At 40.6% G+C, this 21,413-nt stretch carries 19 protein-coding genes and 1 tRNA gene; 11 read left to right on the forward strand and 9 right to left on the reverse strand.

Going from position 1 to position 21,413, the window contains the following annotated elements; all coding sequences use genetic code 11:
- Positions 1-81 precede the first annotated feature (81 nt).
- Positions 82-711, reverse strand: coding sequence for a 23S rRNA (uridine(2552)-2'-O)-methyltransferase RlmE (rlmE, locus tag KPF51_RS05415; protein WP_005721753.1), 630 nt, complete (start codon positions 709-711; stop codon positions 82-84).
- A 270-nt stretch (positions 712-981) separates the two neighbouring features.
- Between rlmE and pstS the strand changes: the two genes are divergently transcribed.
- The 6 genes from pstS to phoR all read left to right on the forward strand — a co-directional run bounded on the left by pstS (position 982) and on the right by phoR (position 6,794).
- On the forward strand, positions 982-2,016 hold the full coding sequence (gene pstS / locus KPF51_RS05420; RefSeq protein WP_005726158.1) for a phosphate ABC transporter substrate-binding protein PstS: 1,035 nt from the start codon (positions 982-984) through the stop codon (positions 2,014-2,016).
- Positions 2,017-2,077: 61 nt separating this feature from the next.
- The gene (pstC, locus tag KPF51_RS05425; protein WP_005726156.1) at positions 2,078-3,040 is read left to right on the forward strand and encodes a phosphate ABC transporter permease subunit PstC; all 963 of its coding nucleotides are present in this window, start codon (positions 2,078-2,080) and stop codon (positions 3,038-3,040) included.
- Positions 3,041-3,883 (forward strand): phosphate ABC transporter permease PstA, encoded by an 843-nt coding sequence (gene pstA / locus KPF51_RS05430; RefSeq protein WP_005726155.1) that lies wholly within the window; start codon positions 3,041-3,043, stop codon positions 3,881-3,883.
- A 17-nt stretch (positions 3,884-3,900) separates the two neighbouring features.
- Positions 3,901-4,680, forward strand: a complete 780-nt coding sequence (pstB, locus tag KPF51_RS05435) for a phosphate ABC transporter ATP-binding protein PstB (RefSeq protein WP_005726154.1) — start codon at positions 3,901-3,903, stop codon at positions 4,678-4,680.
- Positions 4,681-4,806: 126 nt separating this feature from the next.
- The gene (phoB, locus tag KPF51_RS05440; protein WP_005726153.1) at positions 4,807-5,502 is read left to right on the forward strand and encodes a phosphate regulon transcriptional regulator PhoB; all 696 of its coding nucleotides are present in this window, start codon (positions 4,807-4,809) and stop codon (positions 5,500-5,502) included.
- Positions 5,499-6,794, forward strand: coding sequence for a phosphate regulon sensor histidine kinase PhoR (phoR, locus tag KPF51_RS05445; protein WP_005726152.1), 1,296 nt, complete (start codon positions 5,499-5,501; stop codon positions 6,792-6,794). The genes phoB and phoR overlap by 4 nt, the downstream gene beginning before the upstream one ends.
- A 46-nt stretch (positions 6,795-6,840) precedes the next feature.
- On the opposite strand, the gene KPF51_RS05450 is transcribed toward phoR, so the two are convergent.
- The gene (locus KPF51_RS05450; protein ID WP_005726151.1) at positions 6,841-7,620 is read right to left on the reverse strand and encodes a tetratricopeptide repeat protein; all 780 of its coding nucleotides are present in this window, start codon (positions 7,618-7,620) and stop codon (positions 6,841-6,843) included.
- Between the two features lie 12 nt (positions 7,621-7,632).
- Positions 7,633-9,669: an excinuclease ABC subunit UvrB gene (uvrB, locus tag KPF51_RS05455; RefSeq protein ID WP_016534289.1), complete on the reverse strand. Its 2,037-nt coding sequence runs from the start codon at positions 9,667-9,669 to the stop codon at positions 7,633-7,635.
- A 398-nt stretch (positions 9,670-10,067) separates the two neighbouring features.
- Here uvrB and KPF51_RS05460 point away from each other — a divergent pair.
- A tRNA-Asn gene (locus tag KPF51_RS05460) sits at positions 10,068-10,143 on the forward strand.
- Positions 10,144-10,330: 187 nt separating this feature from the next.
- Positions 10,331-11,299, forward strand: coding sequence for a calcium/sodium antiporter (locus KPF51_RS05465; RefSeq protein WP_005726147.1), 969 nt, complete (start codon positions 10,331-10,333; stop codon positions 11,297-11,299).
- Here KPF51_RS05465 and zevB read toward each other — a convergent pair whose 3' ends face one another.
- Together zevB and zevA are read right to left on the reverse strand one after the other, a co-directional pair.
- Positions 11,300-12,307: a zinc transporter permease subunit ZevB gene (gene zevB / locus KPF51_RS05470; protein ID WP_061405968.1), complete on the reverse strand. Its 1,008-nt coding sequence runs from the start codon at positions 12,305-12,307 to the stop codon at positions 11,300-11,302.
- Positions 12,298-12,939 carry a zinc transporter binding subunit ZevA gene (gene zevA, locus KPF51_RS05475; protein ID WP_005726145.1) on the reverse strand — a complete coding sequence of 214 codons (642 nt, stop codon included), beginning with the start codon at positions 12,937-12,939 and terminating at the stop codon, positions 12,298-12,300. Before zevA ends, zevB begins: the two co-directional genes overlap by 10 nt.
- Positions 12,940-13,488: 549 nt before the next feature.
- Here zevA and ettA point away from each other — a divergent pair.
- Positions 13,489-15,159, forward strand: coding sequence for an energy-dependent translational throttle protein EttA (ettA, locus tag KPF51_RS05480; RefSeq protein ID WP_005726143.1), 1,671 nt, complete (start codon positions 13,489-13,491; stop codon positions 15,157-15,159).
- 48 nt (positions 15,160-15,207) lie between these two features.
- Here ettA and KPF51_RS05485 read toward each other — a convergent pair whose 3' ends face one another.
- The 4 genes from KPF51_RS05485 to KPF51_RS05500 all read right to left on the reverse strand — a co-directional run bounded on the left by KPF51_RS05485 (position 15,208) and on the right by KPF51_RS05500 (position 17,579).
- Positions 15,208-15,435 carry a YgjV family protein gene (locus KPF51_RS05485; protein WP_005721739.1) on the reverse strand — a complete coding sequence of 76 codons (228 nt, stop codon included), beginning with the start codon at positions 15,433-15,435 and terminating at the stop codon, positions 15,208-15,210.
- Positions 15,436-15,591: 156 nt separating this feature from the next.
- Complete coding sequence (locus KPF51_RS05490) at positions 15,592-15,921, reverse strand: branched-chain amino acid transporter permease (RefSeq protein WP_010906636.1); 330 nt, start codon at positions 15,919-15,921, stop codon at positions 15,592-15,594.
- 3 nt (positions 15,922-15,924) lie between these two features.
- On the reverse strand, positions 15,925-16,647 hold the full coding sequence (azlC, locus tag KPF51_RS05495; RefSeq protein WP_005726140.1) for an azaleucine resistance protein AzlC: 723 nt from the start codon (positions 16,645-16,647) through the stop codon (positions 15,925-15,927).
- 5 nt (positions 16,648-16,652) lie between these two features.
- Positions 16,653-17,579, reverse strand: coding sequence for a LysR family transcriptional regulator (locus KPF51_RS05500; protein ID WP_005726139.1), 927 nt, complete (start codon positions 17,577-17,579; stop codon positions 16,653-16,655).
- Between the two features lie 312 nt (positions 17,580-17,891).
- On the opposite strand from KPF51_RS05500, the gene metE reads away from it, so the two are divergent.
- Positions 17,892-20,165: a 5-methyltetrahydropteroyltriglutamate--homocysteine S-methyltransferase gene (gene metE, locus KPF51_RS05505; RefSeq protein ID WP_005726138.1), complete on the forward strand. Its 2,274-nt coding sequence runs from the start codon at positions 17,892-17,894 to the stop codon at positions 20,163-20,165.
- Between the two features lie 156 nt (positions 20,166-20,321).
- Entirely contained in the window at positions 20,322-21,359 is a 1,038-nt protein-coding gene (locus KPF51_RS05510; protein ID WP_005726137.1) for a metal-dependent hydrolase, read from the forward strand.
- Positions 21,360-21,413 lie beyond the last annotated feature (54 nt).

Raw genomic sequence — 21,413 nt, forward strand, 5'->3', positions numbered from 1 at the left:
AAGATTACTATATCTGTAATGAAATTGGAAATTATCCCATCAATAGTCATTAACGAATAAACTTACTCAACGTAAGTAAGCCTATCCTTTATAACCGGTTGCAACAATATACACCTCACGAGAACGACCTCGAGAAGCCTCAGGTTTCCGCACTTTTACAACACTAAAGAGAGAACGAATTTCTCTCAAGTATTCATCAAAACCTTCACCCTGAAAAACTTTTACGACAAAACTGCCTTTTGTCGCAAGCACTTGTTTACACATATCCAGTGCCAGCTCAACTAAATACATCGCACGTGGAATATCTACCGACGGCATACCACTAAAATTAGGCGCCATATCTGACATCACCACATCCACTTTACCTTCACCAACACGCGCTAATAACGCTGCTAACACCTTTTCATCTCGAAAGTCGCCTTGTAAAAAATCGACGCCTACAATCGGATCCATTTCCAAAATATCACAGGCGATAATGCGTCCCGCACCACCTATTTGGCTAACGACATATTGTGACCAGCCGCCCGGCGCTGCACCTAAATCGACCACGGTCATACCGGGCTTGAATAAACGGTCAGTTTGTTGGATCTCATCTAACTTAAAATAGGCACGTGAACGCAATTTTTGTTTATGTGCTTTCTGGACAAACGGATCTTTAAAATGCTCATTTAGCCAGCGAGAAGAACTCGCTGAACGTTTTTTCTTTCCCATAAACTTCTTCTATTGCTTCGATGTTTTTTCAATATGGGGCATTATACACAAGTTTCAAGGCGAATTTGGTAGAAAAAATGAATTGAATCAATATTGGCTATAAAACAATCTACCCGCCTTGCCTTTTTCAAAAAATCTGTACAAAAACAACCGCACTTTTTGCACTGCAAACTGTCATTCGCCTGTCATCAAACTGTCATATTTGTTCATTACAATCACTTTCACTACCACATGGTAGTGATTGACAAGACACTCAAAGGAGTAACATCTATGACAAAACGTGCAATGCTTTTGGCTATTCTATTCAGTACATTTGCTTTGACGACGCAGGCACAAACCATTACTGGCGCGGGCGCTTCTTTTCCTTATCCAATCTATGCCAAATGGGCATCCATGTATGAAAAACAAACAGGTAACAAAGTCAACTATCAATCAATTGGCTCAGGGGGCGGTCAGCAACAAATTATCGCCAAAACCATTGATTTTGGTGCCTCAGATGATCCGATGAAAGCAGAACTTTTAGCACAACATCAATTATTACAATTTCCAGCCATTATCGGTGGCACAGTGCCTGTCGTGAATTTACCAGAAATCACCGCCGGACAACTTAAACTTTCTGGTGAAGTTCTCGCCGATATTTTCTTAGGCAAAATTAAAAAGTGGAATGATCCCGCTATCGCCAAATTAAACCAAGGGGCTAATTTACCCGATAAAGCCATTATCGTGGTACATCGTTCTGACGGTTCAGGCACCACATTCGGTTGGACTAATTATCTTTCTAAAGTATCGACTGAATGGAAAGAAACAGTCGGTCAAGGTAAATCAGTCAAATGGCCTACGGGACAAGGCGGCAAAGGTAACGAAGGCGTGGCTGCTTATGTCAGCAAAATCAAATATTCGATTGGTTATGTGGAATATGCGTACGCGAAACAAAACCAGCTCGCTTGGGCGTCATTACAAAATAAAGCCGGGCAATTTGTACAGCCTTCAGCAGAAAGTTTTATGGCAGCTGCTGCCAATGCACAATGGGAAAGTGCGGTCGGTATGGGCGTTATTTTAACCAATGAAGAAGGCGATACATCTTGGCCAGTCACCGCAGCAAGTTTCATCTTGTTACATAAGCATGCAGAAAAGCCAGAAATCACCAAAGCTGTCTTTGAGTTCTTTGATTGGGCATTCAAGCAAGGCAAAGTCGCAGCAACGGAGCTTGATTATGTGCCTCTGCCTGAGGAAGTCATTCAGAAAATTCAAGCGCAATGGAAAACCGATGTGAAGTCCAGTGATGGCAAAACACTTTGGCAATAAATAAACGCAGAGGGCAGAAACACCGCTGCCCTCTCTATACAATAATGACAAGAGGGTGACCATGCTACGACGCAAAACCCAAGCGGAAACAAACCGCTTAAATCATCATATTATTGAACTTCTTTTTAGGCAAACTACACGTTTTTTCGCCATATTTGTGTTTTTACTGCTTGCTGCAGTGATGACCTCTTTGGTCTTTGGCAGTTGGGATTCGATCTCAACATTTGGTTTTTCTTTTTTATGGCACAATGATTGGAATCCTGTTCAAGAAAGCTACGGTGCCATTATTCCTATTGTAGGTACCTTAATTACCTCTTTCTTAGCTCTCATTATCGCCGTGCCTATTTCTTTTGGTATTGCGATTTTCTTAACTGAATTAGCACCAGAGTGGTTACGACGTCCTGTGGGTACTGCCATTGAAATGCTCGCCGCAATTCCGTCTATTATTTACGGCATGTGGGGACTTTTCATTTTTGTACCACTTTTCCAAGAACACATCCAACCGTCTTTAATCGAATGGTTTGGCGATCTCCCTGTACTCAGTTATTTATTTTCTGGTGCGCCTTTTGGTATTGGTTTATTCACCGCCGGACTGGTGCTAGCCATTATGATTATTCCCTTCATCGCTGCCGTGATGCGCGATGTATTCACTATCGTTCCCGCCATTTTGAAAGAGTCCGCTTATGGACTGGGCTCAACCACGTGGGAAGTGATGTGGAAAGTGGTGTTACCTTATACTAAAACTGGCGTTGTTGGCGGCATTATGCTCGGTTTAGGTCGTGCACTGGGCGAAACCATGGCGGTCACGTTTGTGATTGGCAATGCCTTCCATTTACCGGAATCCTTATTCTCCCCATCCACTTCGATCGCCTCTGCCATCGCGAATGAGTTTAACGAAGCCAGTGGATTGCAAAAATCCGCTTTAATGGAATTAGGCTTAATTCTCTTCTTCATCACCACTGTCGTACTATCCATTTCACGTTTATTAATTATGCGTATTGAGAAAAAAGAAGGACGGAAATAAATGAGTAACACCCATTTTCACTGTCGTAAACTTAAAAATAAGCTGATGCTCACCCTTTCATTTTTAGCGGTTTTCTTTGGCTTATTTTGGCTATGTTGGATTTTGTTTACCTTAATTACAAAAGGTATTCCCGCGTTATCCTTGGAACTTTTCTTAGAAAAAACACCGGGACCGGGTGAAAAAGGCGGCTTACTGAATGCCATTATTGGTTCAACTCTGATGATTACTGTCAGTACGTTAATTGGTACCCCGATTGGTATTCTCGCCGGCACTTACCTCGCAGAATACGGACGTTATAGCCAATTAACCAAAGTGACGCGGTTTTTGAATGATGTATTACTTTCCGCGCCATCTATCGTGATTGGTTTGTTTATCTACGCCATTTATGTGTCACAAGTGAAACATTATTCTGGCTGGGCAGGTGCCTTTGTTTTAGCCATCATCATTATTCCTGTCGTGGTACGGACAACCGATAATATGCTCAATCTCGTACCAAACAATTTACGGGAAGCCGCCGCCTCCTTAGGCTGCCCACAATGGCGCGTGATTACGATGATTTGTTATCGCTCTGCGCGTGCAGGGATTTTAACCGGAGTATTACTGTCAATTGCCCGTATTTCAGGGGAAACGGCGCCGTTGCTCTTTACCGCGCTATCCAATCAGTTCACTTCCTTTGATATGAATGGACCAATGGCAAATATCCCGATCGTAATCTATCAATTCGCGGCAAGTCCATTCCAAGATTGGAACGAGCTTGCTTGGGCTGGTGCAACCTTAATTACCTTATTTGTTTTACTACTTAATATTTTTGCACGTATTTTCTTTCCACAGAAATCCAAATAAAAATGGGAGAAATCTGAATGAATACTCAAATTATCCAACTTGAAGATACAAAATTAGAAGTGAACAACCTCAATTTTCACTATGGTGATTTTCATGCGTTAAAAAATATCAATATGCGTATTGCGAAACACAAAGTGACGGCATTTATTGGTCCTTCTGGCTGTGGTAAATCGACCTTGCTTCGTTCCTTTAACCGAATTTTTGAGCTGTATCCAAATCAATACGCTACAGGCGAGATTAAATTAGATGGTGAAAATTTATTAACGTCACCGATGGATATTTCACTGATTCGCGCCAAAGTCGGTATGGTATTCCAAAAACCTACCCCTTTCCCGATGTCTATTTATGACAATGTGGCATTTGGGATCCGTTTATTCGAGAAATTAAGCAAAGCTGATCTGAATGATCGCGTGGAATGGGCATTAAGCAAAGCGGCGTTATGGAATGAGGTGAAAGACAAATTAAATCAAAGTGGCGACAGCTTATCGGGCGGTCAACAACAACGCTTATGCATTGCGCGTGGCATTGCGATTAAACCAGAAGTGTTACTGTTAGATGAACCTTGTTCCGCACTCGATCCTATTTCAACAGCCAAAATCGAAGAATTGATCTCAGAACTCAAGCACGATTATACCGTGGTGATGGTTACTCATAATATGCAACAAGCCGCGCGTTGTTCTGATTACACCGCGTTTATGTATTTAGGTGAATTGATTGAGTTTGATGAAACCGCCAAAATCTTTGACAAACCACGTCTGCAACGCACAGAAGACTATATCAAAGGACGCATGGGATAAAAATAAACAAAATCAAATTGCATCCCGTATCATTTTGATTAAAATCAAACGAATTATGGACTTCTCCTCACGCTCTGATGAGGAGAAAGTTCGCTACTCCTATACGGTGTATAAAGTGAGGTACAAATGACCAAAATACTGGTGGTTGAAGATGAAAGTGCGATTCGAGAAATGATCAGCTTATTTTTAACTCAACAAGGTTATGACATTATTGAAGCTGCTGATTATCAAAGTGCGGTCAAAAAATTAGTAGAAAAGCCACAACTCATTTTATTAGACTGGATGTTGCCCGGTCGTTCTGGTATCCAATTTATTCAGTTTTTGAAAAAACACGAAGACACCGAAAACATCCCTGTCATCATGCTGACTGCTCGTAGTGAAGAAGAGGATTGTATTACCGGCTTAAATACAGGCGCGGATGATTACATCACTAAACCTTTCTCACCTAAAATCTTACTTGCCAGAATTGAAGCCATGCTCCGACGTGTTTATGAACAAAGCCAGAATAGCATTGAAATTGACGGACTAATTTTAGATCAAAATGCCTTGCGGGTGAGCTATCAAAAAAATGTGATTAACCTTAGCTCGACTGAATTTAAACTGCTTAAATTTCTCATGACTCACCCTGAAAAAGTCTATACACGCGAACAGCTATTAGATTGTATTTGGGGAAATGATATTTATGTGGAAGATAGAACGGTGGATAGCTATATTCGTCGCTTACGCAAAAGCCTTGAGCAATATGGTTTTGATCGCTATATCCAAACGGTACGTGGGGCGGGCTATCGTTTTTCGCCTCATTTTCAGGACGAGATGAAATGAAAAGAACCTTTTCAATTAAGTATTTTTTTATTGAATTAGCGATAAGCCTACTGATTGCCAGTCTTTTTTCCTATTTTACTCAATCCTTTACATTCTGGTTTATTGCAGTGCTCCTCTGCTTTCTGATTTTTCATCATTACAATGAATTTAAGTTGTTGAAAATGCTCCATCCAGATGCGACTGACACACTGAAAAAAACGCATCTGCTGGATAATATTTCTCAAACCACTGCCTACTATAAAAGTAAAAATCGAAAAGAAAGAATTAAAACGTTACGTTTACTTTCGAAATTAAATAAAAATATTCAATACCTCCCCGATGCCATTATCATTTGTGACAATGAAGGTAATATCTCTTGGTGCAATAACGCCTCGCAAGAAATGTTCATGTTTTATTGGAATAAGAAAATAAACAGTAAAAATCTCTTCAATGTCATTTTCTATAACGAATTTAAGCACTACTTTTATCAATCCATGAGAAAACGCCCTTTGGTGTTACTCACCAATGAAAACCGCTACATTGAGATCAACATTAATCATTATGACAACGAATCACGTGTGATTATTGCACGCGATGTCACTCAAATGATCCGTTTATTACATTCTCGCCAAACCTTTTTATCGAATATCAACCACGAACTACGCACGCCGTTAACAGTATTACAAGGTTACTTAGAGTTGCTAGAAGCAGAAAAAGATCACAGTGCACTGGCACAAAAAGCCATTCACGCCATGCAAGCACAAAGTCAGCGGATGGCAAATTTACTGCAACAACTCAATGTGTTGGCGAAAATTGAAAGCTCGTCTAATCAAGAACACGAACCAGTTAATCTGTCGCACTTGATCTTAAACTTAAAAGAGAATACACACTTTTTAAATCACTATCATCATCAAATCCATTTTGATATCGCACCAGATATTTATGTATTCGGTGATGAAAATCAGCTACAAAGTGCGGTTTCCAATCTCATTTATAATGCGATAAAACATTCTGGTGAGAATTGTCAAATCAACGTCAGTTGGCAACCTTGTGCAGAGGGTGCTAAATTCAGTGTGACCGATAATGGAATAGGTATTGCTGCACACCATTTATATCATTTAACTGAGCGTTTTTACCGTGTGGATGAATCCCGCAGTAACCAAACTGGCGGTCATGGTTTAGGTTTAGCAATCGTTAAACATGCCCTTGAACAGCATCACGCCCAACTGGAGATTGAAAGCAAAGAAGGCGAAGGAAGCTGTTTTTCTTTTATTATTCCGAAGAAGTTATTGTGTGAGAGCGCTTCAGCCTAACAGCACTAACATAAGAAAAACACATCGTTTTTCTAGCAAAATGTCATCATGCCTTACCAAAAAACGCCAAAATATTCTCCCGAATCGCACGTACAGGGAATTTAATAAACAGCTGCCATCTGGCTTCTGAATAAAAAGGCTGATGGAACGGTCTTAATCGTTTATACACCTCAAACGCTTCCTCTCTACGCCCTAGACGATATAACGCCTCCGCCCAAATCAGCTGGGCTTTGGCATACATATGCATATCATCGTCAGCGGAAACCAGCGTACAAGTGCGAATACATTCTTGGTAGCGTTTTAAGTTTTTGAGGATAAGTGCCGCATTAGTTTTTGCCGTAGCAAAAATAGTAGCGCCCTCACGATGTGTTATTGAATCCAACATCTTTAGCGCCTCATCGAGTTTATTGAGGCTAATCAACACAGAACTTAAAAACAATTTATCTTCGCCATCTAATTTTTGTTGTGCTACGAAATCTTGATAAAGTTGTTCAAGCTCATCAACGCGTTTCAAATTAATCAACAGATTAGCTAATTGCATTTGCGCAGAACGATACACTGTTTTATTGTCCATCGGCACAGCACGATACAACATCAAAACCGTATCAAAATTACGCAACATCTTTGCCGGTTTCTCTTTTTCCAATAGCTCCAAGAGTGCCGCTTTTTGAATTTCGACAAGATGATAGAGATCTGGTTCAAGCGCTTGATCGATGTCCACTTTTTCTAAGGTTAATAAAGCTGCTTTGGTCTTTTTCTGTTTGGCTAATTCAATCGCCGGTCCTGCAACTGCCAAAAAACGTTGACTTAATTGTTCATCTAACATAATTAATTTGCTTTATTGCACCTCAAAAAAATGTTCACGTAATTGTTGTAATTGATCCCGCACAGCCGCTGCTTTTTCAAATTCAAGATCCTGTGCATATTTATACATTTGTTGTTCTAATTTCTTAATCTGTTGCTGATATTCTTTCGCCGTTTGTGGTACAACATAAAGTGCGGTCGGTTCTGCCACTTTTTTCGCGTTTCTATTCGCTTTAGCTTTTTGATTCGCCCCTTGACCGATGTCTAATAATTCTCCCACTTTTTTATTCAATGCTTGTGGCACAATACCGCGTGCTTCATTATATTTCATTTGTTTTTCACGACGGCGATTGGTTTCGGTGATGGCTTTTTGCATAGAATTGGTGATGCGATCCGCATATAGAATCGCTTTCCCTTTTAAGTTACGTGCTGCGCGTCCAATTGTCTGAATTAAGGAACGTTCTGAACGTAAGAAGCCTTCTTTATCGGCATCTAAAATCGCCACCAAAGACACTTCTGGAATATCCAATCCTTCACGCAATAAGTTGATCCCAACTAACACATCAAATTCCCCTAAACGCAGATCACGGATAATTTCTACCCGCTCAACCGTATCAATATCTGAATGTAAATAACGGACACGAATACCGTGTTCATCTAAATAATCCGTCAGATCTTCCGCCATTTTTTTGGTTAAGGTAGTGACTAAAACTCGTTCATTTTGATCCGCCCTTTGACGAGCCTCAGACAATAAATCATCCACTTGAATCGCGACAGGACGAATTTCAATTTCTGGATCCAATAAGCCTGTTGGGCGCACCACTTGATCAATAATTTCACCACCCGATTTCTCTAATTCATAAGGACCCGGTGTGGCGGAGACATAAATTGTTTGCGGGGCTAAACGTTCAAACTCCTCAAAACGCAAAGGACGATTATCTAACGCAGAAGGCAAACGAAAACCATATTCCACCAGTGTTTCTTTACGAGAACGATCACCACGATACATACCACCAATTTGCGGCACCGTCACATGAGATTCATCAATAATAAGTAGTGCATCTGAAGGCATATAATCAAATAAGGTTGGCGGTGGCTCGCCTTCGTTACGCCCTGATAAATAGCGTGAATAGTTTTCGATACCTGAGCAATATCCCAATTCATTCATCATTTCAATATCGAATTGGGTGCGTTGTGTAATGCGCTGTTCTTCGAGTAATTTGTTATTTTCCAATAAGAATTGGCGACGCTCCGCCAGTTCTTGTTTGATTTTTTCAATGGCATCTAAAATCCGCTCTCTTGGTGTGACATAGTGCGTTTTCGGATAAATAGTATAACGAGGGACAGGACCAAAACTTGAGCCAGTTAGCGGATCAAATAAACTTAATCGCTCGATTTCATCGTCAAATAATTCGATCCGTATCGCTTTGTCATCAGATTCTGCGGGGAAAATATCAATGATTTCACCGCGCACACGAAAGGTACCACGCTCAAACGCCTGATCATTGCGTGTGTACTGCAATTCAGCCAATTGCGCTAAGATTTGACGTTGATTAATAATCGCACCCGTTTGTAAATGGAGCATCATTTTTAAATAAGAATCTGGATCGCCTAAACCATAAATAGCGGATACCGAGGCAACCACAATAGTATCTCGACGCTCTAAAAACGATTTAGTGGCAGATAAGCGCATTTGTTCGATTTGATCATTAATCGATGCATCTTTCTCAATAAAAGTATCGCTACTTGGCACATAAGCTTCTGGCTGATAGTAATCATAGTAAGATACGAAATATTCAACTGCATTTTCTGGAAAAAATGCTTTCATTTCAGCATAAAGCTGTGCTGCGAGGGTTTTATTCGGGGCAAGTACCATAGCGGGACGATTTAATTTTGCAATCACATTAGCAATCGTAAAGGTCTTACCCGACCCTGTTACCCCTAACAAGGTTTGATGAGCAAGCCCATTTTCAAGCCCCTCAATCAGCTGCGTAATTGCTTGCGGTTGATCACCAGAAGGAGAAAAATCCGAATGCAAAATAAATGATTTAGTATGCATTTTATACGCCATAGTCTTATACTCAATTCTATTCAAAGTGCGGTCAATTTTATCACAATTTTGTAACAGTTTTGGATTTAAAAAATGTAAGTTTTACACAGAGTTATATTTGTCAAGATTCAAACTTCTCAAATTTAAAAAAAATTTCCTATTTTTTTATGGATTTTTATTAACTAATTGAAAAATAAAGAAATGTCATTTTACAACCAATTGTATAACGAAGTCCGATCATACCAGTTATTCTCTAGCTTTAGCGATTTTTTTTAATAAACATTCACAGACTTATCCACAGGCGCTGTGGATATAAAAATAAGTTGTAAAAAAGAAAATTTTTTTGCTTTTTTAAGGTTGACAAGACAGATCAAGCACATTATCATACGCGACCTAAATTCCTTGTGATACAGAATTTTTCCTCCTTAGTTCAGTCGGTAGAACGGCGGACTGTTAATCCGTATGTCGCTGGTTCAAGTCCAGCAGGAGGAGCCAACTTTTTCTTTTGGTGAGCTTTTATTTGTCTCCTTTTATAAAAGTTTCATTTTTTAACCAAAAGATTTTAAGCCCATATCCTCCTTATGGGCTTTTATTTTTTCTTTTGCGCTCTTCTCTTTCCTGATTTTTGCATATATTATACGCGACCATATTCTTTCCTTCTTATTTGTTTATAGGATTTCAGATGTTATTAGAAGCCTCACTCGCGATTCTTGTTGGGTTGATTATTTTGGTATGGAGTGCCGATCGTTTCGTGGATGGTGCTGCGGCATTAGCACGTTATCTTGGTATGTCGCCACTGTTAATTGGTATTTTGATTATCGGTTTTGGTACTTCAATGCCAGAAATGGTGGTTTCAGCCTTATCCGCTTTAAATGGCAGTCCGGGGATTGCTTTAGGCAATGCTTATGGTTCCAATATTACTAATATTGCCCTGATTCTTGGTTTAACCGCATTGATCAAGCCTTTAACAGTACATGGCAGTGTGATCAAAAAAGAATTGCCTATTTTATTGATAGTTACTCTCCTCTCCGCTTATTTCCTATTCGATATGCGCATAGCTCGCTTAGAAGCCATCGTGCTATTAGCTCTTTTTATTGGTTATGTAGTTTGGACAATTTGGTCAAGTAAAAAACAGCGTGCATCTGTTCAAGCAAATTATGAAGAAGATAAGCATGAAACCTGTCTTTCTTTTAAAGCTGCCTTATTTTGGCTCATTGTGGGCTTAGCTTTACTGATGGTCAGTTCGCAGTTACTTATTTGGGGAGCAGTAAAAATTGCTCATTATCTGGGTGTCAGTGATTTAGTGATTGGATTAACCGTAGTGGCTATTGGAACATCTCTGCCCGAAGTTGCTGCCTCAATTGCCGCCGCACGCAAAGGCGAAGTGGATTTAGCGGTCGGCAATATTATTGGCTCAAACTTATACAACACCCTGGCGGTTGTGGGACTGGCTGGTGTAATCATGCCAATTCAAGCCGAACATGAGGTACTCTCACGTGACATGCTAGTTATGCTCTCATTAACGCTCGCCCTCTTTATTTTAGGCTTTATTGCTTACAAAAAACGAAGCCAAATTGGGCGCTTAACAGGATTCTTATTTCTCAGCAGCTACATCGGCTATACGCTATTCTTAATTCAAACTGCGCTCTAACTATCCAAAGAGCGCAGCCCCCCCACGCACAGCGATCGTCGTACCATATAATAAACTCGTTGCAAAAAAGATCAGTAGTATCCCCGCAACGAGTTTCAATAATCTCCCCCAACGTTGTTGTACTGTTGGTGAAAACTGATACCACTTGCCGACCTTCATCGCTGTATTTCGTGCATAAAGGACTATGAGCGCAAACCCCGATAACGTCATTCCTGTCCCCACTGCCATCGCAAAAGTTGCGATAATTCCCCAAAAATACAGATCAAGCATATAGGCTAAAAACAAAATAAAAATTGCCCCAGAGCAAGGGCGCATGCCAATGCTGAAAATCACTAAAAGCTGAGATTTCCAGTCTCGTGCTTGTGTTAACTGTGATGGATTGGGCGCATGCTGATGACCACAACCACAAGCAATTGAATGAGTATGTATTTGTTCAACGCGAGGTTGTCCTATTTTGCTGGGTGAATGATCAAACTGAAGGGTATAAATTTTTAGTGGTGAGTTTTGTCGTGTTTTCACATAATCGAGATATAATTTTCGCCCATTTTGATAACACCATGTAATACCTAAACATAACAATAACAAAAAAGCGATACGTTCTAACCAGAGCTGACTTAACTTAAAATACGCAGAAGACAGGTTCAGTATGACTACAACGAATGACGTCAAACACACCGCAACGCTCCCCTGAACAAGCGAGGACAAAAACGTGAGTTTCATGCTCGTTTTGAGCTGCGTTTGGTGAGTAGATAAGTAGGTCGCAATAATAAACTTACCATGTCCCGGACCGATAGCATGAAACACGCCATACAAAAAACTTATCGCGATTAACCACATGCCCGCATGGGTTTTATCCGTTTGAATTTGATGTAAATAATCAGACATTAACTGATTAATATCACGTTGCCAAAGAGCAATCTTAAAAAATAAATAGGGAAATAAAAAATACGCGCCAATACCAAGTAGTAGCAGAAGAACAACATATTTGACAGGAAACACTATTCGCATATTAACATCACTTTTTGTGCAAAAATAACCCCTAAGGAATCGTCTTCATTACGTTGTGTTTGATCCAACGAACTGGCATATTCACGAATTTTGGCATCGACTTGTGGCTCAATCACACGCCCTTGACAATGTGCTGGAAGCGCTGAAAAATCAAGCGCACTTTGATTTTCTTGATCATAATACATTGCCACATAATAGGTCGGATCGTAGGTCAGCAAAGTCAATTCATCTTTTGCTAAGGTTCTCGGTTGCGATAACAAGAAATCAAAATAATATTGCACCTGATTCTGATTTGATTTCATGCCATAGTTCTGCGGTTTTGAGCGGTATTTTATTTTCTTTCCAGCTTTATCGTAGAGATAACTAAAATAATGTTCATGTACAATGTTGCCCATCACTTCTTCCACTAACGCCTGTAACGCTTGTTTGTCCCCTCGTGTTTGACGCATATCATAAAGCACCGTCGCAGAGCTCGCTTCATCTAACGTCCATTCCATCGAAAACCCAATAAGTTGTTGCTCTTGTACCAGTATTTTGGTTTTCATATCAATAAAGGCATGCGGATGCGTTGACGCTGCGACCGAAAAGAGCAAGCATACTATCCCCAAAACAGAGCGAGAAAACGTTTTCATTTTAATAACCTTAATCTTAAAAATACTTTTGTCCATTTTATAGCAGGCAAGTTCACGTAGATGTGCTTAAATCATAATCAAAGTGAAATAATAGCTCAATTTTCTGACTAAACCGCTTCCAAATAGAGTGAAAAATGTGCATTTTTGTTTTTTTTTGTGATTTACTTCAAAAATAATGTAAAAATTGTTTCTCTTCAATGTAAATTTATGTAAAATAAGCAGCGTCAAGTGATTGCTTGATATTCATAAAGTTCCTAAATAAAATAATCATAAATAGCTAAACTACTTTCCTACCCTCCACTTCGGAGGGTTTTTTTTATCCAGTTTCAATCAGTTATGATTTTACTCTAATTGGAAAGTGGCTGTTTAGTGGCGACGACCGTGCGTGAATATTTAGCCAATCACGACTTGTTAGCTGACAGTCGTCCTAAGAGCCGTCACTTTACGTCAAACTCACTCGGCGTATTTTTTTACTTGTTAGTTAGCTAATCTACCAAATTTCAAGTAAAATAACCGCACTTTTTTATTTATCGCATAACGAGAGAAATTATGTCATCACAATTTGTTTATACGATGCATCGCGTGGGCAAAATCGTACCACCAAAGCGTCATATTCTAAAAGATATTTCCTTGAGCTTTTTCCCGGGTGCAAAAATCGGCGTACTAGGTCTGAATGGTGCGGGTAAATCCACTTTATTACGCATTATGGCAGGCATCGATAAAGAAATCGAAGGGGAAGCGCGTCCACAACCGGGGATCAAAATCGGTTATTTACCACAAGAACCTAAACTCGATCCACAACAAACCGTGCGAGAAGCCATTGAAGAAGCCGTTGGCGAGGTGAAAAATGCGCTCACGCGTTTAGATGAAGTATATGCCCTTTATGCCGATCCTGATGCGGATTTCGACAAACTAGCTGCAGAACAAGCTGAATTAGAAGCGATTATCCAAGCACATGACGGTCATAATCTCGATAACCAACTCGAACGTGCGGCAGATGCCTTACGCTTACCAGAATGGGATGCCAAAATTGAGCACTTATCAGGGGGTGAACGTCGCCGTGTGGCACTGTGTCGTTTATTACTCGAAAAACCGGATATGTTGTTATTAGACGAACCAACCAACCACTTAGATGCAGAATCAGTGGCGTGGTTAGAACGTTTCTTACATGACTATGAAGGCACCGTAGTGGCAATTACTCACGACCGTTACTTCTTAGATAACGTGGCAGGCTGGATCTTAGAACTTGACCGTGGTGAAGGGATTCCTTGGGAAGGTAACTACTCTTCTTGGTTAGAACAAAAAGAAAAACGTTTAGCCCAAGAACAAGCGGCAGAATCTGCTCGCCAAAAATCCATTGAAAAAGAATTAGAATGGGTACGCCAAAATCCAAAAGGTCGCCAAGCGAAAAGTAAAGCACGTATGGCACGTTTTGAAGAATTAAACAATGGCGAATATCAAAAACGTAATGAAACGAACGAACTCTTTATTCCACCGGGTCCACGTTTAGGGGATAAAGTGATCGAGGTACAAAACCTCACTAAAACTTACGGCGATCGCACCTTAATTGACAATCTTTCCTTTAGCATTCCAAAAGGGGCAATCGTGGGGATTATCGGTCCAAACGGTGCGGGTAAATCCACTTTATTCCGTATGCTATCCGGTCAAGAACAACCAGACTCAGGCACGATTACCTTAGGGGAAACCGTGGTATTGGCTTCGGTAGATCAGTTCCGTGATGCGATGGACGATAAAAAAACCGTGTGGGAAGAAGTATCTAACGGACAAGATATTTTACGCATTGGTAATTTTGAAATTCCAAGCCGTGCTTATGTGGGACGCTTTAACTTTAAAGGTGTCGATCAACAAAAACGTGTGGGCGAATTGTCTGGGGGTGAACGCGGTCGTTTACACCTTGCTAAACTGTTACAAGCTGGCGGTAACGTGTTGTTATTAGACGAACCAACTAACGATCTTGACGTAGAAACGTTACGTGCGTTAGAAAATGCGATCTTAGAATTCCCGGGCTGCGCGATGGTCATCTCGCACGACCGTTGGTTCTTAGACCGTATCGCCACACATATTTTAGATTACGGTGATGAAGGGAAAGTCACCTTCTACGAAGGTAACTTCTCTGACTATGAGGAATGGAAGAAGAAAACCTTTGGCGCAGAAGCCACCCAGCCACACCGAATGAAATACAAACGTATTGCAAAATAACAAAAAAAACCGCACTTCAATGTGCGGTTTCTTTTTGAAAAATTTTATTTACTTTTTTGTGTTTTTTAAACGCCATAATTGATAAATATGAATTAAGACTAAAAACGCATTTAATCCAGCCACGGGATAAGCATCAATACGCAACGCGTAAATCACAAATAAAATTGCCCCAATACCGTTAATGACCCGTATAAAAATGATATTTTTAAATAGGAATGATATTGCAACTAGCAATCCCGCTGCATAACCTAACAGTTCATTTACATTAAATTCCATATTGCCTCTTTAAAATAAATTATTGATTTCGTTAGTAGCGCAATAATAAATTATTTTTTATTCCACTCAAAGAGTACAATTAGTAAGCAAACGGTTGCAAAAAAGAAATTTATTTATTTTTTTTCACTAAATAAATTTAAGCGATTTTTTAGAAATTTAAATAAACACAGCCTGTACTAAAAACATATATAATCCTGTTCCAACAGCAATAGAAAGAAACATATTTCTGCGCCAAAAATGCAGCGCTAATACAACAGCACCCGCAATAAAATCAGGTATCCCATGATGTCCACTCAATACATCAACATCTTTATAGCAATATACGACTAACATACCAAACATCGCTGCGGGTAAGACTTTACCTAAATATTGTATATAACTCGGAATAGGGCGATGAGCAGGAAATACCCAAAAAGGTAGCCAACGAAAAAGCTGTACCCCCACAACCCCCATTAAGATCGTAATAATTTGTTCAACGAATGACATGTGCTACTCCACTTTCGCTAACTTAGCGCTCAATTTAACGCGACGTAATGTTAAAGCAAACCAAATCCCAATTAATGTCGGTAATAGAAAATAGGTTTTCCCCACAACTACCAAGGCAGTAAATGCAATACCAAGCCCTAATAATGCACTTTCATGTGAGCGTTCTTTACACCATTGCTCTGCGAAAATCACTAAAAACAACGCCGTCATGGCAAATTCAATCCCGCTTAAATCAAAAGGTAAGATTGAACCAAATAATGCGCCAATTGCTGCCCCTATAACCCAATACAATTGCAAATAGAAACTCACAAAGAAAAAATACCAACCGCGTTCGATCCCTTCCGGCACTTTCGCCATATAATTTAATGAAAAAGCTTCATCCACTAAGGTACTAATCAAATACCAGCGCTTTTTGCCTAAATAAGCGCCGTATTTTTCTAACATGGAAATCCCGTAGAAAATTTGACGACCACTCACCATTAAGGTGATTAACAACACATTCAAGGGGGAAAATGGCGCAACCAAAAGCCCTGCGACAATAAATTCCACAGAGCCTGCATAAATAAATAGTGCCATTAAAATCGGATAGAGCGCTTCAAAGCCTAGCGCCTTCATATAAACACCATACGCGATCCCTAAAAACAGAAAACCAGACAAAATGGGTAAACTATAAGGAAATGCGGCTTTAGCTGCCCTAAAAATAGGGTGCTTATTAACATCTAACATCTTGATTATTCCAGTACGGATAGTGCAGGTAGCGTCGAAAAACTCTGTGCTTTTACGGTTTCATAAAAATCATCGACAAACGCTACATTGGCATCAATTTCACGAATTGCCGCATATAAATTACTGTATAAGCCTTGTTTGGTAATTTTACGCGCCACCAAATAGCCACGATCTAAATAGGGTTTGGCTGCCCAAAATGGCAACGCCGCAATCCCACGTTTGCTTGCCACCAGCTGAATAATCGCAATGGTTAATTCACTGGTACGGCGCAGAGGATTAATCCCATTCGGGTGTAATACTTTGCGTAATAAATCCAACATATCATCAGGGACAGGGTAAGTAATCAAGGTTTGATCAATAAAATCTTCAGGTTCCCAAATCTCTTTCGTTGCTAAAGGGTGATCTTTGGCGCACAATCCCACCATTTCATAAGAAAACAAGGGCTTATGGATAATACCTGCGGTTTCTTCAATCTCAGATACCACCGCCCAATCGGCACGGTGCGTTAATAATAAGCCCACTGGATCAGTATGAAAGCCCGAGACAATATCTAATTCCACTAAAGGCCAATTTTGACGCAAGGAATCCATCGCTGGCATCAGCCAGTCGAAGCAAGTATGACATTCCACCGCAATGCGTAGCTCCCCTGCCTCCCCTTGTTTCACCCGAGCCAGATCGCGCTCCGCTTCTACTACTTTCGGCAAAATTTCATTAGCAAGCTGAATCAACCTTTCCCCCGCGGGAGTAAAATGTAACGGTTGCGTTTTACGTTCAAATAAAGGAAGCCCATATTGTTCTTCCAGTAATTTCAACTGGTGTGACAGCGCAGACTGAGTTAAATACACACGTTTTGCCGCTAAAGACACACTGCCAGTTTCTTTTAACGCCAGTAACGTTTTTAAATGACGGAGTTCTAAAAAAATAGGTTTCATTAAATAGGTTTCATTAAAAAGATTCATCGAAATAAGGGAAAGAATTGAACGTTATCATATACCAAAATCGCTATTGGATCACTAAAAGCAAATAAAAGTGCGCTCAGTTTTATCAAAATTTCTAACGACAACAAGGTGTTAGCCCAATGTACTCTTCTCTCTTGACCTGTCTTTATGTGTATTAAAAATTTTCATGTTTATTGTGAAAATTATGATATTGCATAATGGTCTAAAATCCTTCATTCTATATCCATATAGACGTTTAGCCGTCTATTCAGAGAATAACAACATCAATTTGAGTGAGGTATAACTATGACAACATTTCATGTAGCAGGCTTTCCGCGTGTGGGTGCAAAACGTGAACTAAAATTTGCCCAAGAGCGTTATTGGCGTGGCGAAATTGCCGAACAGGATCTGTTAGAGATTGCACAAAAATTACGTGAAATTAACTGGAAACACCAAGCAGCAGCCAATGCGGACTTCGTGGCAGTCGCCGATTTCACATTCTACGATCATATTTTGGATCTGCAAGTAGCAACAGGCGCTATTCCAGCCCGTTTCGGTTTTGATAGCCAAAACTTAAGTTTAAGTGAATATTTCCAACTTGCACGCGGTAACCAAACCCAATTTGCCATTGAAATGACCAAATGGTTTGATACAAACTACCACTATTTAGTACCAGAATTCACTAAAAATACCGAATTTAAAGCGAACCCAGCACATTACGTACAACAAATCCGTGAAGCGAAAGCCTTAGGTTTCAAATTTAAACCAACAATCGTGGGACCATTAACGTTCCTTTGGTTAGGTAAAGAAAAAGGCGAGGCCTTTAATCGTTTTGAATTACTGGCAAAACTCGTACCTGTGTATGTAGAAATCCTCAATGCCTTAGTAGCAGAAGGCGCAGAGTGGATCCAAATTGATGAACCGGCTTTAGCGGTGGATCTACCAACAGAATGGATTGAAGCTTACAAGGCTGTTTATACGACACTGAAAGAAAAAGTAAAAGCAAAACTCTTATTAGCGACTTATTTCGGCTCTGTCGCAGAACACGCGCCACTGCTTAAAGGTTTACCAGTTGATGGTTTACACATTGATTTAGTGCGTGCACCTGCACAGCTTGCTGCCTTTGAAGATTACAACAAAGTGCTTTCTGTTGGGGTAATTGACGGTCGTAACATTTGGCGTGCAAACCTCAACCAAGTACTCGATGTAGTTGAACCATTGAAAGCAAAATTCGGTGAAAATCTATGGATTGCACCAAGTTGTTCATTGCTTCACACCCCGTATGATTTAGAAGTGGAAACGCAATTAAAAGCGAATAAACCGGAGCTGTACAGCTGGTTAGCCTTCACGTTACAAAAAGTGCAAGAATTGCGTGTCATTAAGACCGCACTTGAGCAAGGTCGTGGCGCAGTACAAGCTGAACTTGATGCAAGCCAAGCAGCTGCTGACGCCCGTGCAAACAGCAAAGAAATTCATCGTCCAGAAGTGGCAGAACGTTTAGCAAACTTGCCGACGGATGCGGACAAACGTAAATCGCCTTTTGCAGAACGTATTGCAAAACAAAATGCGTGGTTAAATTTACCGTTATTACCAACCACGAATATCGGTTCCTTCCCACAAACCGTTGAAATTCGCCAAGCCCGTGCGAAATTCAAGAAAGGCGAACTTAGCGTCGCAGATTATGAAGCGGCAATGAAGAAAGAAATCGAATTTGTGGTACGTCGCCAAGAAGAACTGGATTTAGATGTGTTAGTGCACGGCGAAGCAGAGCGTAACGACATGGTGGAATACTTCGGTGAGTTACTCGACGGTTTCGCTTTCACAAAATTCGGTTGGGTACAAAGCTACGGTTCACGTTGCGTGAAGCCACCAGTGATTTACGGTGATGTCGTACGCCCAGAACCAATGACAGTACGTTGGTCACAATATGCACAAAGCCTCACCAACAAAGTGATGAAAGGCATGCTGACAGGACCGGTTACGATTCTACAATGGTCATTTGTACGTAATGACATTCCACGTTCAACGGTATGTAAACAAATCGGTGTAGCACTGTCCGATGAAGTGTTAGATTTAGAAAAAGCCGGCATCAAAGTGATTCAAATTGATGAACCAGCGATCCGTGAAGGTTTACCACTGAAACGTGCAGACTGGGATGCGTACTTACAATGGGCAGGCGAAGCCTTCCGTTTAAGCTACATGGGTGTACAAGATGATACGCAAATTCACACACACATGTGTTACTCTGAGTTTAACGATATCTTACCTGCGATTGCGGGCTTAGATGCGGACGTGATTACCATTGAAACCTCACGTTCAGATATGGAATTATTAACCGCCTTTGGTGATTTCAAATATCCAAACGATATTGGTCCGGGCGTGTATGATATTCACAGTCCACGTGTGCCAAAAGCAGAAGAAATTGAACGCTTATTACGTAAAGCATTAAATGTAGTGCCAAAAGAGCGTTTATGGGTGAACCCAGACTGTGGTTTAAAAACCCGTGGCTGGCCGGAAACTATCGCTCAATTAGAAGTGATGATGGAAGTCACCAAAAAACTCCGTGCAGAATTAAACTAATTCTCACACCCATTTCTCTTATAACAATAGCAAACCACAACACAACGGCACTTGATTTCAAGTGCCGTTTTTTATGCAAAGTAAATTTCATTGACCTTGACAACATTTCTGCCCAAAATACAGGCTATTTTCGAAGAATGAAAAGGCAAACGCATTATGGATTCAGTTACGCAATTTGTACTTGGTGCCGCCGTGCAAGGGGTTGGCATGGGAAAATATCAAGGAAGAAAGGCCTTGCTCTATGGTGGACTACTCGGCACTTTGCCCGATCTGGATGTTTTTATCCGTTATGCCGATCCCATTTCCTCCATGACTTACCACCGTGGGTTTAGTCATTCTCTTTTTGTCCTCACTGCATTGGCGTTTTTTATCACATGGCTGACCTTTAAACGTCATACGAACTTACCTTTTTCATTTCGAAGGTTATTTATTACCCTGACGCTAGCATTAATTACCCATCCTCTGATTGATGCGATGACAGTTTACGGCACCCAACTCTTTTGGCCTATTCCTTCTCCACCCGTGGTGTGGTCCACGGTTTTTGTGATCGATCCGATTTATACGTTACCGCTGATTTTTACATGCCTTTGGGCATATTGGCGAAAGCTAGATCCTCGTGCAATACGTTATCTTTTTACTGCTTTATTGTTTGGTTGCGTCTATTTTGCAGTCGGTTTTATGAGTCGCGCTTATCATGAACATCGGTTCGAAAGTGTTTTAACACAGCAAGGAATTGAGGTTGATGACGTGTTAGCGACCCCGACGCCTTTTAATATTATTTTGTGGCGTGTGATTGCGAAGGATAAGCAAGGCAACTTATACGATGCGGTCAGTGGTTGGCTAGATAAAAATGTACCTGAATTTATCAGAATTCCATTAAACCAAACACTGAAACAGAATGTCATTGCGGCCTCACCACAACTACAACGTTTTGAATGGTTTACTTCCGATTGGGTACATTATGAACAAATTGGCAATCAATTAGTGGCTAGCGATACCCGAATGGGCTTAGCTGGACAGTTTAATTTCCGTTTTATTGTGGCAGAAAAACATCAAGGCGAATGGCAAGCCGTACTGCCGAAGGCTTATCCAACGATCAAAAGTCATCTAAATAAGAAAGTTCTGCTCACCTTCTGGCAACGGATTTGGTCAGATGATGCCCCTTTACCATTAGCAGAATGGGCAACACGCTAACATTCAACCCGAGGCAATAAACAAGGGCAAAGCCATCGCTTTGCCCTTAACTGA

The sequence above is a fragment of the Pasteurella sp. XG20 genome, assembly GCF_018968665.1.
In the GTDB taxonomy this organism is placed as follows: Bacteria; Pseudomonadota; Gammaproteobacteria; order Enterobacterales; family Pasteurellaceae; genus Pasteurella; species Pasteurella multocida.

Bases quoted from the DNA above. Each gene is read 5' to 3' on its own strand.
- rlmE (WP_005721753.1), bottom strand. From the start codon at position 711: ATGGGAAAGAAAAAACGTTCAGCGAGTTCTTCTCGCTGGCTAAATGAG.
- pstS (WP_005726158.1), top strand. From the start codon at position 982: ATGACAAAACGTGCAATGCTTTTGGCTATTCTATTCAGTACATTTGCT.
- pstC (WP_005726156.1), top strand. From the start codon at position 2,078: ATGCTACGACGCAAAACCCAAGCGGAAACAAACCGCTTAAATCATCAT.
- pstA (WP_005726155.1), top strand. From the start codon at position 3,041: ATGAGTAACACCCATTTTCACTGTCGTAAACTTAAAAATAAGCTGATG.
- pstB (WP_005726154.1), top strand. From the start codon at position 3,901: ATGAATACTCAAATTATCCAACTTGAAGATACAAAATTAGAAGTGAAC.
- phoB (WP_005726153.1), top strand. From the start codon at position 4,807: ATGACCAAAATACTGGTGGTTGAAGATGAAAGTGCGATTCGAGAAATG.
- phoR (WP_005726152.1), top strand. From the start codon at position 5,499: ATGAAAAGAACCTTTTCAATTAAGTATTTTTTTATTGAATTAGCGATA.
- KPF51_RS05450 (WP_005726151.1), bottom strand. From the start codon at position 7,620: ATGTTAGATGAACAATTAAGTCAACGTTTTTTGGCAGTTGCAGGACCG.
- uvrB (WP_016534289.1), bottom strand. From the start codon at position 9,669: ATGGCGTATAAAATGCATACTAAATCATTTATTTTGCATTCGGATTTT.
- KPF51_RS05465 (WP_005726147.1), top strand. From the start codon at position 10,331: ATGTTATTAGAAGCCTCACTCGCGATTCTTGTTGGGTTGATTATTTTG.
- zevB (WP_061405968.1), bottom strand. From the start codon at position 12,307: ATGCGAATAGTGTTTCCTGTCAAATATGTTGTTCTTCTGCTACTACTT.
- zevA (WP_005726145.1), bottom strand. From the start codon at position 12,939: ATGAAAACGTTTTCTCGCTCTGTTTTGGGGATAGTATGCTTGCTCTTT.
- ettA (WP_005726143.1), top strand. From the start codon at position 13,489: ATGTCATCACAATTTGTTTATACGATGCATCGCGTGGGCAAAATCGTA.
- KPF51_RS05485 (WP_005721739.1), bottom strand. From the start codon at position 15,435: ATGGAATTTAATGTAAATGAACTGTTAGGTTATGCAGCGGGATTGCTA.
- KPF51_RS05490 (WP_010906636.1), bottom strand. From the start codon at position 15,921: ATGTCATTCGTTGAACAAATTATTACGATCTTAATGGGGGTTGTGGGG.
- azlC (WP_005726140.1), bottom strand. From the start codon at position 16,647: ATGTTAGATGTTAATAAGCACCCTATTTTTAGGGCAGCTAAAGCCGCA.
- KPF51_RS05500 (WP_005726139.1), bottom strand. From the start codon at position 17,579: ATGAAACCTATTTTTTTAGAACTCCGTCATTTAAAAACGTTACTGGCG.
- metE (WP_005726138.1), top strand. From the start codon at position 17,892: ATGACAACATTTCATGTAGCAGGCTTTCCGCGTGTGGGTGCAAAACGT.
- KPF51_RS05510 (WP_005726137.1), top strand. From the start codon at position 20,322: ATGGATTCAGTTACGCAATTTGTACTTGGTGCCGCCGTGCAAGGGGTT.